The organism is Pseudomonas sp. MDT1-16, from assembly GCF_054898115.1.
In genome coordinates, this window is sequence record NZ_CM142717.1 from 2,929,331 (window position 1) to 2,945,508 (window position 16,178).

Genomic DNA, 16,178 nt, shown 5'->3' on the forward strand with positions numbered 1-16,178 from the left:
CGGTTCGGACAACTTGCCTCGCATTCGGCCTGAGTGAACAAGCAAGTCACCGGTGACTCATCGGGTATACAAATAAAACTGATCAACATCAGTTGGTTACAACGTTTTGATGGAACTGCCCGATGCGCAAACGGGGTGGCCGGCACGTTTATTGATGCCGCCAGCCCTTGATGAGCAAAAATAATCAAAAGAACAGTGGAGCGGCCATGCAACAGATCAGATCGCAAGTGACCGAGCGCGACGGCTTGTTTGAGCTCGAAGCCGGCAGTGACGTCCTCGACAGTCCCCGTTACAACCACGACATGGCACCGACCAAGGTGCACGAACGAACCTGGAACAAATGGCACATCACCGCGTTATGGATTGGCATGGCGGTCTGCGTGCCGACCTACACCCTCGGAGGCGTGCTCACCGCCTATTTCGGCTTGAGCGTCGGCGAAGCACTGCTGGCGATTCTGTTCGCCAACATCATCGTACTGATCCCTCTGACCCTGAACGCCTTTCCCGGCACCAAGTACGGCATTCCGTTTCCGGTGCTGCTGCGTTCGTCTTTCGGGATTCTCGGCTCCAACATTCCGTGCCTGATCCGTGCGCTGGTAGCGTGTGGTTGGTTCGGCATTCAGACGATGTTCGGCGGACTGGCCATTCACCTGTTTCTCGGCTCGGTGTTCGAGGATTGGAAAGCCCTTGGCGGTATCGGTGAAGTGATCGGCTTCATGGTGTTCTGGGCCTTGAACCTGTGGGTGGTGATTCGCGGAGCGGACTCGATCAAATGGCTCGAAACCCTCTCGGCGCCGTTGTTGGTGGTGGTGGGCGTGGGTCTGCTGGTGTGGGCCATGCCGAACGTGTCGATGACCGAGTTGCTGGCGATCCCGGCCAAACGTCCGGAAGGGGCCAGCGTGGTCAGTTACTTTGCCGCCGGGCTGACCGCCATGGTCGGGTTCTGGGCCACCTTGTCCCTGAACATTCCGGATTTCAGCCGCTATGCGAAAAGCCAGAAGGATCAGATCGTCGGGCAGATTATCGGCTTGCCCCTGACCATGTTCCTGTTTGCTTCCCTAGGCGTGGTGATGACGGCGGCCTCGGTAAAACTGGTGGGCGTCACCGTCTCCGATCCGGTCACCCTGATCGGCCATATCCAGAGCCCGGTCTGGGTCGCGCTGGCCATGGCGCTGATCATCATTGCCACGCTGTCGACCAACACCGCGGCCAACATTGTTTCGCCGACCAACGATTTCCAGAACGTCGCGCCCACGTTCATCAACCGCACTAAAGCGGTGTTGCTCACCGGCCTGGTCGGCTTGGCGCTGATGGCCCATGAGCTGTTGAAGAAGCTCGGATTGATCGTCTCGGATTTAAGTCTGGAGACGGTGTATTCCAACTGGTTGTTGGGCTATTCGAGTCTGTTGGGGCCGATCGCCGGGATCATGGTGGTGGACTATTTCCTGATCAAGAAACAGCAACTGGACCTGGCTGGCCTTTACCGCGACGACGTTTACCCGGCATGGAACTGGTTCGGTTTCATCGCGTTTGGTGTGCCGGTGGCGCTGACGCTGCTGTCGCTCGGGAGTGACGCATTCAGCTGGTTCTACAGCTATGGCTGGTTCACCGGCTCGGCGCTTGGCGGGCTGATTTATTACGGGTTGTGCTCGATGCGCCCCAGCCCGTCAATCGCGAAGTCCGCGGTTTGATCGTCCCTACGCTCCGCGTGGGAACTAGAAGAACAGAGGAGATCATCATGAACGCTGCCGTAGACGTTCTGCAGTCCACCCATCAGCACATCAACCGCGACCGCTTGTGGCAGTCGCTTATGGACCTGGCCAAGCTCGGCGCCACGGTCAAGGGCGGCGTCTGTCGCCTGGCCCTGACCGACCTCGACCGCCAGGCCCGGGACATTTTCGTCAACTGGTGCGAGGAGGCCGGTTGCACCGTCAGCATCGACGCCGTCGGCAACATCTTCGCCCGTCGTCCGGGCCGCAACCCGAACCTGCCCCCGGTGATGACCGGCAGCCACATCGACACCCAACCCACCGGCGGCAAGTTCGACGGCTGCTTCGGTGTGCTGGCCGGCGTCGAAGTGCTGCGCACCCTCAATGACCTGGGCGTGGAAACCGAAGCGCCACTGGAAGTGGTGGTCTGGACCAACGAGGAAGGCTCACGCTTCGCCCCCTGCATGATGGGCTCCGGTGTGTTCGCGGAAAAATTCACCCTCGAAGAAACCCTGGCCAAGGTCGATGCCGAGGGCATTACCGTCGGTGAAGCCTTGAACGCCATCGGCTATGCCGGCGAGCGCAACGTCAGTGGCCATGCCGTCGGCGCCTATTTCGAGGCGCATATCGAACAAGGCCCGATCCTCGAAGACGAGCACAAAACCATCGGCGTGGTGATGGGCGCCCTCGGCCAGAAATGGTTTGACCTGAAACTGCGCGGCGTCGAAGCCCACGCCGGCCCGACGCCGATGCACCTGCGCAAGGACGCCCTGGTCGGCGCTTCGGTGATCGTCGGTGCGGTCAATCGCGCGGCCCTCGGTCATCAGCCGCACGCCTGCGGCACCGTCGGTTGCCTGCAAGCCTATCCCGGCTCACGCAACGTCATCCCCGGCGAAGTGCGCATGACCCTGGACTTCCGTCATCTGGAACCGGCGCGTCTGGATTCGATGATTGCCGAAGTCCGCGAAGTTATCGAAACCACCTGCGAGGAACACGGCCTGTCCTTCGAACTCACACCCACCGCCGACTTTCCGCCGCTGTACTTCGACAAAGGCTGTGTCGAAGCGGTGCGCGGCGCCGCCCAAGGGCTGGGCCTGTCGCACATGGACATCGTGAGCGGAGCAGGGCACGACGCAATCTTCCTCGCCGAACTCGGCCCGGCCGGGATGATCTTCGTGCCGTGCGAAGGCGGCATCAGCCACAACGAAATCGAAAACGCCGCGCCGGATGATCTGGCGGCCGGGTGTGCGGTGTTGTTGCGGGCAATGCTGGCGGCGTCGGCGGCGATTGCCGGCGGTCAATTGGCAGTTTGAAACGCAAAAAAATCGTAGCCGCCGGCAACACTTGCGCCGCCGAAGGCTACGATCTCTTGACATTGACCTGGCGAGACGACTTAACGACGCGCTTGCAACACTCTGAATATCAACATCCCCGCCAGCATGGCGATCGCAAATACCCACGCCTGCCAATGCCCCGTCGGCAACAGCACCAGCGCCGGCCCGGGGCAGATGCCCGCAATGCCCCACCCGACCCCGAACAGTAGGCTGCCACCGATCAAGCGTCGATCCAGTTCACGACTGACCGGCAACTGCATCGGCGCCCCCAGCAACGACGTGGATTGTTTCATGGCCCAGTGAAACGGCACCCAGGCCACGGCAATCGCCCCGATCATGACCAGCGCCAGGGATGGGTCCCACAAACCGGTTATATCGAGAAACCCCAGCACTTTGGCCGGGTTGGCCATACCGGCCAACAGCAGGCCGATGCCGAACAACAGGCCGGCGAGGAAAGCCGTGAGTTTTTTCATGTTCAAAACCCCAACAGATGGCGCAGGACAAACACGGTCACAAAGCCCGCGAACATGAAGCTCAACGTCGCGACGATGGAGCGTGGTGACAGCCGCGAGATACCGCACACCCCGTGGCCACTGGTGCAACCAGAGCCATAACGGGTGCCGATCCCGACACACAATCCGGCGATGATCAGCCCCACGGTACCGGTCTTGAATTCGATGGCCGGCCACACCTGAAACAACGCCCACAACAGGGGGGCCGCCAGCAGTCCGAGGATGAAAAAGGCTTTTTCGCCCCGTCCCGAACCACCCGGCGCTAGCAGACTGCCGAGTAATCCGCTAATCCCGGCGACCCGCCCATTGGCCACGAGCATCACGCTGGCCGCCAAGCCGATCAACGCACCTCCTGTCAACGCGGACCAAGGAGTGAAATGCAGCGTATCCAGCATCATGGCAACTCTCCAGGCAGGTAAAGCACAGCATTAAACCACTCTTTGACTTGAGCTTAGGGCAGCCGCCGCGAAAAGGATCTACGACCAAAAAATCACAGGTACTGCCGGCGCGTCACAAACTGTAGTGCTATTTCGTCATCTCGTTGAATCCCTTAAACAGTTGAGCAACACGATGTCGTCCAACACCCAACCGATTAACCTGCTGCAATCCATTCCTCAAGTCTTCGAAAGCCTGACTCAGGTGCATGTCACCCTCGACAATCACGACCTGCCAGCGAGGCTGAAGCATTTGATCCACCTGCGTGCCTCGCAGATCAACCAATGCGGTTTCTGCGTGAAGATGCACACCCGCGAGGCCCGTGACGCCAATGAAAGCAACGAGCGGCTGGACCGTTTGATCGTCTGGCGCCACGTCAGTGATTTCAGCGCCTCCGAACGTGCCGCCCTGGCCTGGACCGAGGCCCTGACCGTACTCGATGAAAAGACCGACTACGCCCGCTTGCGCGGTGACTTGCGCGGGCATTTCAACGACGCCCAGATCGGTGCCTTGACGGCCGAGATTGGCATGATCAACCTGTGGAACCGTTTGCAGGTGTCGAGGCACTGATCGATGAATTCCGCTGAACACGTTGCCGCTGTGTTCGAGCAGCGCCGGCCCTTTTTGCTCGGTCTGGCGTATCGCATCCTCGGCTCGCGCGCCGAAGCCGAGGATGTGGTGCAAGAGCTGTTCATCAAGTGGCTAGAGGCCGATCGGGCTTCCATCGCCACCCCGGCCGCCTGGCTGACCACGGCCTGCACCCGGCACTGCATCGATCTGCTGCGCTCGGTCCACAAGTCGCGGGTTGATTACGTCGGCACCTGGCTGCCAGAACCGATTCACACCACCCATCAGGATTCACCCGAACACAAGCATGAACTGGCCTCGTCGCTGTCCACCGCGTTCTTGTTGTTGCTGGAACGGCTAACCCCCAAGGAGCGCGCCGCCTATCTGCTCTACGAAATTTTCGACATGGATTACGCGCAAGTCGCGGACGCGGTCGGGGTTCAAGAATCTGCGTGCCGCAAACTGGTGTCCCGGGCGAAGGCCCGCCTGGGCAGCGGACAAACTCGCTTTCAGCCGGAACCGGCTCGTCAGGACCAATTGCTCAGCGCTTTCCATCGCGCCATCGCCAGCGGCTCGACCTCGTCCTTGACCGCGATGCTCGCCGAAGACGTCGAACTCTGCGCTGACAGTGGCGGCAAGGCCTCGGCCATCCGCGAAACGTTGTCCGGCATTTCCAGCGTGCTGGATTTCATTGCTCAGTCGTTGCACGTCTATTGGCAGACTTGCGAATGGCTGCCCTGCGAAATCAATGGCGCTCAAGGTGTAATCATCAAGGCCGACGGGGTCATCACTGCATCGATGACCTTTGGTGTTGACGAAGCAGGGCGGGTGAGCCGGATTTTCATCATGCGTAACCCGGAGAAGTTGGCGGGGCTGGAAGCGTCTTTGCTGTTGCAGTAGTTAAACCCCAACCGTCAGTTTCACACCGTCCGTAGCAGCTGCCGAAGGCTGCGTTCGGCAGCTGCTACACGTGCTTTGCACTATCCCAACCCCCCGCGGTCGTAGTCTTCACAGGGTTGCGCATGAATGCGCCGCCGCACGCGTGGAGATCCAATGAGCCAGGACGTCCTGATCACTGAAACCAATCGTCGTCAGTTGCAGCAGATTATCGCCGGCCTGTCCGATGGGGTGATTCTGGTGGAGCTCGACCAGACCCTCCTCTGGGCCAATGACGCCGCGCTGGCCATGCACGGCGTCGGGGAGCTCAGCGAGCTGGGGGCGAATGCCAAGGAGTACGCCAAGCGCTTCGCCTTGCGTTATCGCAATAATCATCCGGTTCAGCGCGACAATTATCCGATCAGCCGCGTCGCCCGAGGCGAGACCTTCAGTGATGTGTTGGTTGAGGTGACGCCTGCGGACGACGAAGAGCGCACCCGGGTCCACAGTGTGCGCAGCATGATACTGAGCGACAGCGCGGGCGAGCCCGAGTCGCTGGTGCTGATCATGAACGATGTCACAGAGTGGGCCAGCGCCGAGCAGCGTTTCGAAAAAACCTTCAATGCCAACCCGGCCCCGGCTGTGATCTGTCGCCTCAGCGATTTGCGCTACATCAAAGTCAACCCGGGCTTCCTGGAGATGACCGGTCATGCCCGTGATCAGGTGATCGGCAGTTCGACCTATGAACTGGACATACTGGAAGGGGCCGAAAACAAAGACCTGGCCAAGCAGCGTTTGCGCGAAGGGGCGACTATTCCGCAAATGCAGGCCCAGCTGCAGTTGCCAGACGGTGGCAGCAAACAGGTGATCGTCGCCGGCCAGCCCCTTGAGCTGAACGACGAAGCCTGCATGCTGTTTTCCTTCGTGGACATCGAGCCCCGGCATAAGGCCGAAGTCGCCTTGCGCCAGAGCGAGGAGCGTTTTGCCAAGGCTTTTCGTCTGACCCCGGTGCCGATCCTGGTGTGTAACGCCAGCGATCAGGTGGTGATGGACGTCAATGAAGCCTTCCTCGATACGCTCGCGTATCCCAGTGAAGAAGTGCTCGGCAAGACTGTGGCGCAGATCGAATTTATCGATGACACAGGCGCTCGCACGCGACTTTTTTCGGCCCTGGAAAAAACCGGAAGTGTGGATCGTGTCGATGTTCGGGTACGCAAGAAAGGCGCCCAGCTGATCGATTGCGCGGTCTCGGCCGACACCGTGAACATTCAGGACAACCCCTGCTACCTGCTGGTGTTTATGGACATCACCGAGCGTAAACGTACAGAGCTGGAGTTGGTGTCGGCGATCGAAGAGGTGATGAAAGACGCCTCCTGGTTCAGCCGCACGCTCATCGAGAAGCTCGCCAACGTGAAGAACGTCAACTCGCCGCAGTTGCCTAGCGTGTCTTTCACCGACCTGACTGCCCGTGAACGCGATGTGCTGGGGCTGATCTGCGAGGGCTTGGCCGACAAGGAAATCGCCGCGCGGCTGAAGCTCGCGCCCAACACCGTGCGTAACCATGTGTCGACGGTGTATTCCAAACTCGATGTGCACAGTCGCAGCGAGGCGATTGTCTGGGCTCGCGAGCGCGGTTTGTTCTCCAGCGAGTGGCGGCCCAAGGCCCAGCGTTAGGTGCAAATGCACTACTCGAAGGGGTGCAAATGGATGTTCTGGGCGGGTGCGGCAGTTCTTAGGCTGTGAGGGTGCGATACAGGTCTTCGGGTATCGCGTCCCTTTCGAAAACAGCTACAGGAACTGCAGGATGATTTACGTGGCGCAATTGCGTATGCAACTGGAGCGGAGTTTTTCGCCGTTGGCCTGTGACTGCAGTGTTACAGGTGATAACTCGCTGACGGTGAAGCTCTATCATCCGGTGTCGGGGCAGGTGGATCTGGTGGTCAGTGGGTTGAGCGTGGGTAATCTTAGAACGCCGGAGGCGGTGGCAGTGTTGATCGAAGAGCTGCGGTATGAGCTTGAGAGCAATACGTTGCATCGTCCCGTGATTTCCTAGGAACTGTCGGGTTTGGCTGGCGGTCGTACAAGGTATACGAAAGTATTTTTTCTGTGACCGGTCCGCGTGTTCGCGGTGAGGGTGTTGGGTCGCGGAACTATCTCGATCACTTACCGCGGGTCAGCCTATGAACAGTCTTGGGAAACGCGTTTTTGCTCCACTGTCGTTTGCACTCTGCGTCGCGATTCTCGGGGGGTGTGCCAGTCCTCCGCCGCCACCTCCCGCCGCGCCGCCGCCACCTCCTGTACGCACTTGCCAGACCACCGAAAACACCGATGTGCAAGGCGATATGAGGGCTGAGGGGCAGGTGACCCGGGAAACGACGCTCACTCGTTGCGTCACTCAGTAAGCATTCATTTGCTCATGTTGTACCGCCAGCGGCGCTGTCTGCTGGCGGGTATCCCCCGCGTTTCGTTCAGACATCCTCGATCCTGACCCACCGTGACTCCCGCGCTGCCAGCCGAATCGCCGTCGCTAGACGTTCGACTTCCCACGCCTGCTCGAAGTCCGTTCCACCTTGGCCGACCCCTGCCAACGCCATCACCAGATCATGGACCTCCAGTGTCTTGAGTTCGTTGTAGCCAAGTTGATGCCCTGCCGCCGGGCTGAACGCCGCATACCCCGGCAGGTTCGGCCCTGCCAGCAAGCGTTGGAAGCCATCCTGCCCGGCGCGATAAAGACGCAGTTCATTCAGACGTTCCTGATCGAACGCTAACGTCCCTTGGGTGCCGCTGATTTCAAAACTCAGGTGATTTTTGTAGCCGTGCTTGAGCCAACTGCTGCTGAACGTCCCCCGGGCGCCGTTAGCAAACCGCAACAAGGCGTGGACCTGATCGTCGACGGCGATACGGCGTTGTTCCGGACTGCCAGCCGAGGCGGGACGTTGCCGGTGCACGGTCTGGGTGTCGGCGCTGACTGCCTCGACATCGCCCACCAGATAACGGGCCATGGCCAACAAGTGACTGCCCAGATCGGCCAATGCGCCGCCGGCATGATCGGCATCGCAACGCCAGGACCAGGGTGATGCAGGATCGGCCATGAAGTCTTCGCTGAATTCACCCTGGAAACTGATGATCTGGCCCAAGTCGCCGTTTTCAATCAGCTCCCGGGCAAGCCCGATCATCGGGTTGTGCTGATAGTTGTAACCCACCCGCGTCACCACACCCGCCGCGTTGGCCGCCAGGCGCATGGCGTCGGCCTGTTCCAGATTCACCGCCAACGGTTTTTCGCAGTACACCGGTTTTCCGGCGGCGAGGGCGGCCATGGCCATGGGGTAGTGCAGGTGATTGGGCGTGGTGATAGCGATCAGATTGACCTTGGGGTCATCGATCAGTTGCTGCCAGTCGGTATGAGCGGTGTCGAACCCCCAGGCATCAGCACAGTGGCGGGCACGCTGCGGATCGGCGTCGGCCAGGGCCGCGAGTTTAAGCTTGAGGGGTAGTTCGAAAACCGCGCTGACGTTGCGAAACGCCAAGGCATGGGCGCGGCCCATGAAACCTGTGCCGATGAGTCCGATACCGAGTTCGCGCATAGCCGGGGTCCTTTTGGATTTTATTTTCAGGAGGGGCTATTAATGGAATAAATATTCCTAATGAGCAATATGTAGAATAAATATTCCCTAGTCTGTACTGAAAACAAAAAAGGCAGCCCAGGGCTTAATGCCGATCAGTTAAGGAACTGCAGGCAAAACACGCTCTTTGTAGCAGCTGGCGAAGCCTGCGTCCGGCTGCGTAGCAGTCGTAAAGCCTGAGTGCGAGGTCTTCCTGAAACATACTTGTCGACTGATTTCACGACTGCTACGCAGCCGGACGCAGGCTTCGCCAGCTGCTACAGATCGTGTTACGGCTTAACTGATCGGTATTAGCCCAAGGCTACCTTTTTTACATTCAAAAACGGATCAGGACAGGAACCCCCCATCCACATTCAATGAAACGCCAGTGGTATAGCTCGATGCATCACTCGCCAGGTACAACACCGCACCCGCCATCTCACTCGGATCCGCCACGCGCTTGAGCGGAATCTGCTGCAATGCGGTGTTCAAAATAGCCTCGTTCTTCACCAGCGCCGAAGCAAACTTGGTGTCGGTCAGGCCTGGCAGCAGGGCGTTGCAGCGAATACCGAACTGCGCGCATTCCTTGGCGAATACTTTGGTCATGTTAATGACGGCAGCCTTGGTCACCGAGTAGATGCCCTGGAAAATCCCCGGCGAGATGCCGTTGATCGAAGCAACGTTGATGATGCTACCGCCGCCGTTTTCGCGCATCAACTTGCCGGCTTCCACCGACATGAAGAAGTAGCCGCGGATGTTCACGTCGACGGTTTTCTGAAAGGCGCTGAGGTCGGTGTCCAGTACGTTGCAGAACTGCGGGTTGGTCGCGGCGTTGTTGACCAGGATGTCCAGGCGGCCGAACTGTTCGCGGATGCCGGCGAAGACCTGGCTGATCTGCTCCATTTCACCGATGTGGCATGCGACGGCGGTGGCTTTGCCGCCGGCGGCGATGATCGCGTCGGCCACGTGCTGGCAGCCGTCGAGTTTGCGGCTCGAGACGATGACGTGGGCGCCTTGCTGGGCCAGCAGTTTGGCGATGGCTTCACCGATGCCGCGGCTGGCGCCGGAGACGAAAGCGATCTTGCCGTCGAGGTCGAACAACTGAGTCTTGGACATGGTTTTTCCTTGTTATGGAGGCCAGGGGTGCGATCAGAGCCGCGATCAGAGGCTGGATTTCGAAATGACTTGCAGGCTCATCTGCTCCAGCAGTTTGTTCATGTGAATGAACTGCGCGAAGCGTTTGTCCTGTGTCTGACCATGGAAGAAGCGGTAGTAGATCTGCTGCACGATGCCGGCCAGGCGGAAGAGGCCGTAGGTGTAGTAGAAGTCGAAATTGTCGATCTGGATGCCTGAGCGCTCGGCGTAGTAATCGACGAACTCGCGGCGGGTCAGCATGCCCGGGGCGTGGCTCGGCTGGCGGCGCATCAGTTGCACCGGCGCCGGGTCATCGGCTTCGATCCAGTAGGCGAGGGTGTTGCCCAGGTCCATCAGCGGGTCGCCGAGGGTGGTTAGCTCCCAGTCGAGCACGCCGATGATTTGCATCGGGTTGTTCGGGTCGAGGATCACGTTGTCGAAGCGGTAGTCGTTGTGGACGATGCTGGAGGTCGGGTGATCGGCAGGCATCTTGTCGTTGAGCCAGGCTTTGACCGCCTCCCACTTCGGCGCGTCCGGGGTCAGGGCTTTCTCGTAACGGTCGCTCCAGCCTTTAATCTGCCGCGCGACATAACCTTCGGGTTTGCCAAGGTCGCCCAGGCCATAGGCGTTGTAGTCGACCCGGTGCAGTTCAACAAACTTGTCGATGAAGCTTTTGCACAGCGTTTCGGTTTGCACCGAATCAAGACCCAGTTCCAGCGGCAGTTCGGAGCGCAGGATAATCCCGTTGACCCGTTCCATCACATAAAACTCGGCGCCGATCACCGATTCATCGGTGCAGTGCACGTAGGCTCTGGGGCAGTACGGAAAACCGTCGCGGAGCTGATTGAGAATGCGAAATTCGCGGCCCATGTCATGAGCGGACTTGGCCTTGTGCCCAAACGGCGGCCGACGCAGGACGAACTCCTGTTCGGGGTATTCCAGCAAGTAGGTGAGGTTCGACGCACCGCCGGGAAACTGGCTGATTTTCGGTAAGCCACTGAGGCCCGGAATGTGGGCCTTGACGTACGGATCGATCAGGCTGGCATCGAGTTCTTCGCCGGTGCGGATACGGGTGGACTGGTCAGTAAGCGCCATGCTTATCCCTTCTACTTATTCTGGAGGCCAGAGACTATTGGATAATCTAATGTGCATACCCGGCACCCACAACCACGTGCAGCCCTTATAGGTGAGCGTGTTGCCGGGCAATCATTGTTTTTGATACATCTGTTTGAATGGTCGTCAAATCACACTCATCGACGATGGCAGGGCAATCGGGGTCAATACTGGATCTCCGGAGAAAAACGCTACCAGGTTGCGACCTACCAGTTCCACAGTGCCTTGAGTGGCTTCCGGGGACAGGCCGGCGACATGCGGGGTGAGGATCACATTGGCCAACACCTTGAGCGCATTCGGTATCTGGGGTTCTGCGTCGAAGACATCCAGCGCAGCCCCGGCAATTCTGCGCTGCTCAAGCGCGCTGATCAGGTCTGCAGTGACGATCACGCTGGCTCTGGCGATGTTGACGATGAACCCGTTGGGCCCCAGGGCGTCGAGTACTTGTCGGTTGATCAGGTGTTTGGTGCCCAGGCCACCGGGGGTGGCAATAATCAAAAAGTCTGAGGCCCGTGCCAGCTCGGCGGGCGTCGAGCAGAAGCTGTACGGCACGTCGCGGCGATGTTGGCGGTTGTGGTAACTGACCGTCATGTCGAAGCCGTTGGCGCCGCGTTTGGCGATGGCCATGCCGACCGCCCCGAGCCCCAGGATGCCCAGGCGCTTGCCGGCCAGGGAAGGGCGCATGATTTTCGGCCACTCATCACGGCGCACGGCGGCGTCGCAACGGGGAATGTCACGCACCAGCGAGAGCAGCATCGCCATGGCATGGTCGGCGACCGAAGAGGCATTGACTCCTGCGCCATTGGTGACAGTAATTCCCCGGTCGGCGGCGGCTTGCAGGTCGACGTGTTCGTAGCCGGCGCCGATCACGCAGATGATCTTCAGATTCGGCAGGGCAGCGATTTCATCGGCATACAGGCCCAATGGGCCACGGGTCAGCACCGCATCGATCTGGGCGCCATGCCGTGTGATGGCCTCGGCGCGCTCCGCAGGCGTAGGCGCCAGAATCAGGTGAAAGCCCTGATGTTCGAGAATCGGCAGGTAATCATTGATGGTTTCAACCAGTACCAGAACGGTTGCGGGCATGCTGGACTCCTGTGGGCATCGGAAAGTCGGGGCTCGAACGTCGCTTCAGATTGCTGATTGCGCAACGGTTTGGCAATCACCAAAGGTCACAGGCTTGTGGCCTGCGACCTCAGTGTAGGAGGTTCGGCAGCTCTTACCTCTCCACAGTGTTCAACACTTTTATGAATGACTTTTAAACGGCCGTGTCCGAGGTGAGAAACGCGCGAGCCGCGTCGAGAATTTCATCGGACAAGGCGTCACCACGGGTAGCGCGGGCCAGGGTCAGGGCACCGACCATCAGCGAATAGTCCACCAACGCTTTTTGCCGATTGATGTCGGGCTGATCCGCGCCCATCAGCGGTGCCAGCATCTGCAACAATGCCTCAAGCCCTTGGGTATAGGTCTGGTGCAAACCGCTTTCAGCGGTTCATGACACATGTCGCCGGCAAAGCGGTCACCGGGCAGCTTTCGCGGGAATCTATTCCACACAACCACTCCTCAGCTAAGCCTTTGCTTCTGCTCATTAATCCCGGACAATCGCGCCCCTGTTTCGGCCAGGGCGCTGCCTGTCGGGTTTTTCCGACTCGTCCTGACCGGGTAGCAACTGACCGGAATGCGGAGATCCCACCGGATGAATGATCGGGCCAATAGCGTCGACGAACGCTATGTAGCGGCGGCACCAGCGACGCTTGAGCGCTGGAATCGCCATGACACCACCTGGATGCTGGGCCTGTTTGGCACGGCCATTGGGGCTGGCACGCTGTTTTTGCCGATCAACGCGGGTCTGGGCGGCTTCTGGCCGTTGCTGGTCCTGGCGGTGTTGGCGTTCCCCATGACTTTTTACGCACACCGTGGCCTGACACGCTTTGTGTTGTCCGGACGCGAAGGCGCGGACATTACTGAGGTGGTGGAAGAACACTTCGGGATCAAGGCCGGCGCGCTGATCACCTTGCTGTATTTCTTCGCGATCTTCCCGATCCTGTTGATTTACAGCGTGGCCTTGACCAACACCGTGGGCAGTTTCCTCGAGCATCAACTGCACATCATGCCGCCACCGCGCGCTGTGCTGTCGTTCGTGCTGATCCTCGGCCTGTTGGCGGTGGTACGTTGCGGCGAGCAAGCGATCGTCAAGGCCATGAGCCTGATGGTTTATCCGTTCATTGTTGCGCTGCTGTTCCTCGCGGTGTTCCTGATTCCTCACTGGAACGGCGGCATCCTCGCCACCGCTTCGACGCTTCCAGAACCATCGGCACTGTTGCACACGCTGTGGCTGGCGATTCCGGTGATGGTGTTCTCGTTCAACCATTCGCCGATCATCTCGGCGTTCGCGGTCGACCAGAAGCGTCGTTACGGCGAGCACGCCGAAGAGCGCAGCTCGCAGATCCTGTCTCGCGCCCACGCCTTGATGGTGGTGATGGTGCTGTTCTTCGTCTTCAGTTGTGTGCTGACCCTGTCGCCGGCGCAATTGGCGGAAGCCAAGGCGCAGAACCTGTCGATCCTGTCGTACCTGGCCAACCACTTCAGCAACCCGACCATCGCCTTTGCGGCGCCGTTGATTGCGTTCGTGGCCATTTCCAAGTCGTTCCTGGGTCACTACATCGGCGCCAGCGAAGGTCTTAAAGGTTTGATCGTGAAGACAGGCAAGCGCCCGGCGCCGAAGACCCTGGACCGCATGACCGCCGCCTTCATGCTGGTGGTCTGCTGGATCGTCGCCACGCTGAACCCGAGCATTCTCGGGATGATCGAAACCCTCGGTGGCCCGATCATTGCCGCGATCCTGTTCCTGATGCCGATGTACGCGATCCGCAAGGTGCCGGCCATGGCGCGTTATCGCGGTCAGGCTTCCAACGTCTTCGTGACGGCGGTGGGCCTGGTGGCGATCTCGGCGTTGATCTATTCGCTGACTGCCTGATTGGGCAAAACAACGGCCGCACTGTGCATACCGCACAGTGCGGCCGTTTTTTTTTGCCTGGCGTAAAGCTCGGCACCTGACCCAGTACACTCATCCCGTGGGGATTAGCGACTAAGCTTGAGGCTGCATTAGCTCGTCGTAGAGCGTTTGCCGGGGAGTTGCCCCGGCCCGTCAATCTTACTCTGGAGACGCTTCATGGCTCGAGCCCACGGCGCATCGGCGCAACCCCTTGCCGATAGGCCAAACCGTTGGCTGGATGTGTTGGCCGGGCTGTCGATTGCCGGTTTGTTGTTACCTGAGGCGGTCGCCTATTCAAGCATTGCTGCGTTGCCGCCTCAGGCGGGTGTGATTGCGTTATTTGCCGGCCTGCTGTGCTACGGGCTGTTCGGCACCAGTCGTTTTGCCATCGTTTCTGCGACGTCGTCTTCGGCGGCGGTGCTGGCCGCCGCCACAGCCACTTTGGCCAATGGTGATTCGGGCCTGCGCATCACCCTCGCGATTGGTCTGGTGCTGATGACGGGTGGGTTTTTCCTGCTGGCCGGTTTGTTCAAGCTCGGCAGCGTGACGTCGTTTATTGCCAAACCGGTGCTACGAGGCTTTGCCTTCGGCCTGGCAATGACGATCATCCTCAAGCAAGTAGCGAGCATCGTTGATGTGCACTTGAGCAACGGCAACCTGATCCGTTTCGTGCCGCAACTGCTTGAGCAGTTACCGCAGTGGAACCGGGTCGGCGCGCTTGTCGCGGCCGTGTCCTTGCTGGTGCTGTGGCTGTGCGCGCGGGTCAGGCGTTTGCCGGGTGGCTTGCTGGTGGTGGCGCTCGGCATCGCGGCCGGCCAATGGCTGAACTTGCCAGCCTATGGGGTGAAACTGATCGGCGTGATCGACCTGAGCCTGGAAGTGCCTCGTCTTCCCGTATTGCCATTTACCGACTGGCTGCGCCTGGGAGAATTGGCGTTTGCCATGGTGATGATTCTGTATGCCGAGTCTTACGGATCGATCACCTCGTTTGCGCTCAAGCACGGCGACCGTGTGTCCTCGAACCGCGATCTGCTGGCGCTCGGTGCGGTCAATGTGCTGTCGGGCCTGTTCCATGGCATGCCGGCGGGCGCTGGTTACTCTGCGACGTCGGCCAATGAGGCCGCGGGTGCAGGATCGCGTCTGGCCGGTGCGGTAGCGGCGGGGGTGGTGTTGCTCATCGTGTTGACGGTGTTGCCCTGGATTGCCCTGACCCCCGAGCCGGTGCTGGCGGCCATTGTCATTCATGCATTGGCGCGCGGCTTGAGCCTGCAGCCCTTGGGCCGGTACTTTATCTGGCGCCGCGACCGTCTATTGGTGATCTGTGCGGTGGCGGCGGTGCTGGTACTGGGTGTGTTGGACGGCTTGTTGGTGGCGGTGGTGATCAGCGTGGTGCTGATGTTGAAACAGATGTCGTCGGCGGATATTCAGGTGCTAGGGCAAATGGGCGGTGGCCATGATTTTGTCGACGTGCAGCGCCATCCCCAGGCCATCGAGATCCCCAGTGTGCTGATTGTCAGACCGAGCGAGGCGCTGTTTTTTGCCAACGTGGAGCGCATTCTGGGCGGTGCACTGCGTCTGGCCCGACAGGCAGAGCCACCGATTCATACAATAATTCTCAGTCTGGAGGAGTCTCCCAACCTGGATGGCACCAGCATCGAGGCGCTGGAGGCGTTCTTTATGCACGTGCGAGCCGAGGACAAACTGCTGATTCTGGCGCGGCTCAAGCACGAGGCCAAAGCGGTGCTCTCACTGTTGCCGCCGCAGGAATTGGAGCAGGTGATACTCAGCGGCTTGAGCGTTGACGGCGCTGTGCAACAAGCGCTTCAGGCAAACGGGCATCTTTCGCAGGCATAAAAAAACGCCGCTCATCTCACGATGGGCGGCGTTTTTCATGGCGTTGC

The 16,178-nt window shown here is 59.7% G+C and carries 14 protein-coding genes and 1 pseudogene; 8 read left to right on the forward strand and 7 right to left on the reverse strand.

Translation table 11 applies throughout. The features are described from left to right. Positions 1–206 precede the first annotated feature (206 nt). Entirely contained in the window at positions 207–1,691 is a 1,485-nt protein-coding gene (locus ACYZT3_RS13385; protein ID WP_462032258.1) for an NCS1 family nucleobase:cation symporter-1, read from the forward strand. 47 nt (positions 1,692–1,738) lie between these two features. Next, on the forward strand, positions 1,739–3,022 hold the full coding sequence (locus tag ACYZT3_RS13390; protein WP_282380316.1) for a Zn-dependent hydrolase: 1,284 nt from the start codon (positions 1,739–1,741) through the stop codon (positions 3,020–3,022). Between the two features lie 80 nt (positions 3,023–3,102). On the opposite strand, the gene ACYZT3_RS13395 is transcribed toward ACYZT3_RS13390, so the two are convergent. Next, positions 3,103–3,516, reverse strand: a complete 414-nt coding sequence (locus ACYZT3_RS13395) for a DUF6691 family protein (protein ID WP_462032259.1) — start codon at positions 3,514–3,516, stop codon at positions 3,103–3,105. A gap of 2 nt (positions 3,517–3,518) precedes the next feature. Continuing rightward, a complete protein-coding gene (locus ACYZT3_RS13400; protein ID WP_282380312.1) occupies positions 3,519–3,953 on the reverse strand; it encodes a YeeE/YedE family protein in 435 nt (144 codons plus the stop codon). 172 nt (positions 3,954–4,125) lie between these two features. Here ACYZT3_RS13400 and ACYZT3_RS13405 point away from each other — a divergent pair, with 172 nt between their 5' ends. The 4 genes from ACYZT3_RS13405 (at position 4,126) to ACYZT3_RS13420 (ending at position 7,486) form a co-directional block, all read left to right on the forward strand. Beyond that, entirely contained in the window at positions 4,126–4,560 is a 435-nt protein-coding gene (locus tag ACYZT3_RS13405; protein WP_282380310.1) for a carboxymuconolactone decarboxylase family protein, read from the forward strand. Between the two features lie 3 nt (positions 4,561–4,563). Further along, complete coding sequence (gene sigJ / locus ACYZT3_RS13410; RefSeq protein ID WP_282380308.1) at positions 4,564–5,457, forward strand: RNA polymerase sigma factor SigJ; 894 nt, start codon at positions 4,564–4,566, stop codon at positions 5,455–5,457. Between the two features lie 153 nt (positions 5,458–5,610). Further along, a complete protein-coding gene (locus ACYZT3_RS13415) occupies positions 5,611–7,107 on the forward strand; it encodes a helix-turn-helix transcriptional regulator (protein ID WP_282380306.1) in 1,497 nt (498 codons plus the stop codon). A gap of 130 nt (positions 7,108–7,237) precedes the next feature. Next, positions 7,238–7,486, forward strand: coding sequence for a DUF1652 domain-containing protein (locus tag ACYZT3_RS13420; RefSeq protein ID WP_282380304.1), 249 nt, complete (start codon positions 7,238–7,240; stop codon positions 7,484–7,486). A 415-nt stretch (positions 7,487–7,901) separates the two neighbouring features. Here ACYZT3_RS13420 and ACYZT3_RS13425 read toward each other — a convergent pair whose 3' ends face one another. From ACYZT3_RS13425 to ACYZT3_RS13445, 5 genes and pseudogenes are all read right to left on the reverse strand, one after another. After that, positions 7,902–9,017, reverse strand: coding sequence for a Gfo/Idh/MocA family protein (locus tag ACYZT3_RS13425; protein ID WP_462032260.1), 1,116 nt, complete (start codon positions 9,015–9,017; stop codon positions 7,902–7,904). A 366-nt stretch (positions 9,018–9,383) separates the two neighbouring features. Next, the gene (locus ACYZT3_RS13430) at positions 9,384–10,151 is read right to left on the reverse strand and encodes an SDR family oxidoreductase (RefSeq protein ID WP_008149805.1); all 768 of its coding nucleotides are present in this window, start codon (positions 10,149–10,151) and stop codon (positions 9,384–9,386) included. A gap of 45 nt (positions 10,152–10,196) precedes the next feature. Next, positions 10,197–11,264 (reverse strand): phosphotransferase family protein, encoded by a 1,068-nt coding sequence (locus ACYZT3_RS13435; RefSeq protein WP_462032261.1) that lies wholly within the window; start codon positions 11,262–11,264, stop codon positions 10,197–10,199. Between the two features lie 144 nt (positions 11,265–11,408). Continuing rightward, positions 11,409–12,368, reverse strand: a complete 960-nt coding sequence (locus ACYZT3_RS13440; protein ID WP_282380294.1) for a 2-hydroxyacid dehydrogenase — start codon at positions 12,366–12,368, stop codon at positions 11,409–11,411. Positions 12,369–12,540: 172 nt separating this feature from the next. Next, a pseudogene (locus ACYZT3_RS13445) lies at positions 12,541–12,817 on the reverse strand (TetR/AcrR family transcriptional regulator); the annotation flags it as partial. Between the two features lie 161 nt (positions 12,818–12,978). Between ACYZT3_RS13445 and ACYZT3_RS13450 the strand changes: the two are divergent. Together ACYZT3_RS13450 and ACYZT3_RS13455 are read left to right on the forward strand one after the other, a co-directional pair. Next, positions 12,979–14,259 (forward strand): HAAAP family serine/threonine permease, encoded by a 1,281-nt coding sequence (locus ACYZT3_RS13450; protein ID WP_282380291.1) that lies wholly within the window; start codon positions 12,979–12,981, stop codon positions 14,257–14,259. A 195-nt stretch (positions 14,260–14,454) separates the two neighbouring features. After that, complete coding sequence (locus ACYZT3_RS13455) at positions 14,455–16,131, forward strand: SulP family inorganic anion transporter (protein ID WP_462032262.1); 1,677 nt, start codon at positions 14,455–14,457, stop codon at positions 16,129–16,131. The last annotated feature ends 47 nt before the right edge of the window (positions 16,132–16,178 follow it).

Coding starts and splice junctions, on each gene's coding strand:
- ACYZT3_RS13385 (WP_462032258.1), top strand. CDS start 207: ATGCAACAGATCAGATCGCAAGTGACCGAGCGCGACGGCTTGTTTGAG.
- ACYZT3_RS13390 (WP_282380316.1), top strand. CDS start 1,739: ATGAACGCTGCCGTAGACGTTCTGCAGTCCACCCATCAGCACATCAAC.
- ACYZT3_RS13395 (WP_462032259.1), bottom strand. CDS start 3,516: ATGAAAAAACTCACGGCTTTCCTCGCCGGCCTGTTGTTCGGCATCGGC.
- ACYZT3_RS13400 (WP_282380312.1), bottom strand. CDS start 3,953: ATGATGCTGGATACGCTGCATTTCACTCCTTGGTCCGCGTTGACAGGA.
- ACYZT3_RS13405 (WP_282380310.1), top strand. CDS start 4,126: ATGTCGTCCAACACCCAACCGATTAACCTGCTGCAATCCATTCCTCAA.
- sigJ (WP_282380308.1), top strand. CDS start 4,564: ATGAATTCCGCTGAACACGTTGCCGCTGTGTTCGAGCAGCGCCGGCCC.
- ACYZT3_RS13415 (WP_282380306.1), top strand. CDS start 5,611: ATGAGCCAGGACGTCCTGATCACTGAAACCAATCGTCGTCAGTTGCAG.
- ACYZT3_RS13420 (WP_282380304.1), top strand. CDS start 7,238: ATGATTTACGTGGCGCAATTGCGTATGCAACTGGAGCGGAGTTTTTCG.
- ACYZT3_RS13425 (WP_462032260.1), bottom strand. CDS start 9,017: ATGCGCGAACTCGGTATCGGACTCATCGGCACAGGTTTCATGGGCCGC.
- ACYZT3_RS13430 (WP_008149805.1), bottom strand. CDS start 10,151: ATGTCCAAGACTCAGTTGTTCGACCTCGACGGCAAGATCGCTTTCGTC.
- ACYZT3_RS13435 (WP_462032261.1), bottom strand. CDS start 11,264: ATGGCGCTTACTGACCAGTCCACCCGTATCCGCACCGGCGAAGAACTC.
- ACYZT3_RS13440 (WP_282380294.1), bottom strand. CDS start 12,368: ATGCCCGCAACCGTTCTGGTACTGGTTGAAACCATCAATGATTACCTG.
- ACYZT3_RS13450 (WP_282380291.1), top strand. CDS start 12,979: ATGAATGATCGGGCCAATAGCGTCGACGAACGCTATGTAGCGGCGGCA.
- ACYZT3_RS13455 (WP_462032262.1), top strand. CDS start 14,455: ATGGCTCGAGCCCACGGCGCATCGGCGCAACCCCTTGCCGATAGGCCA.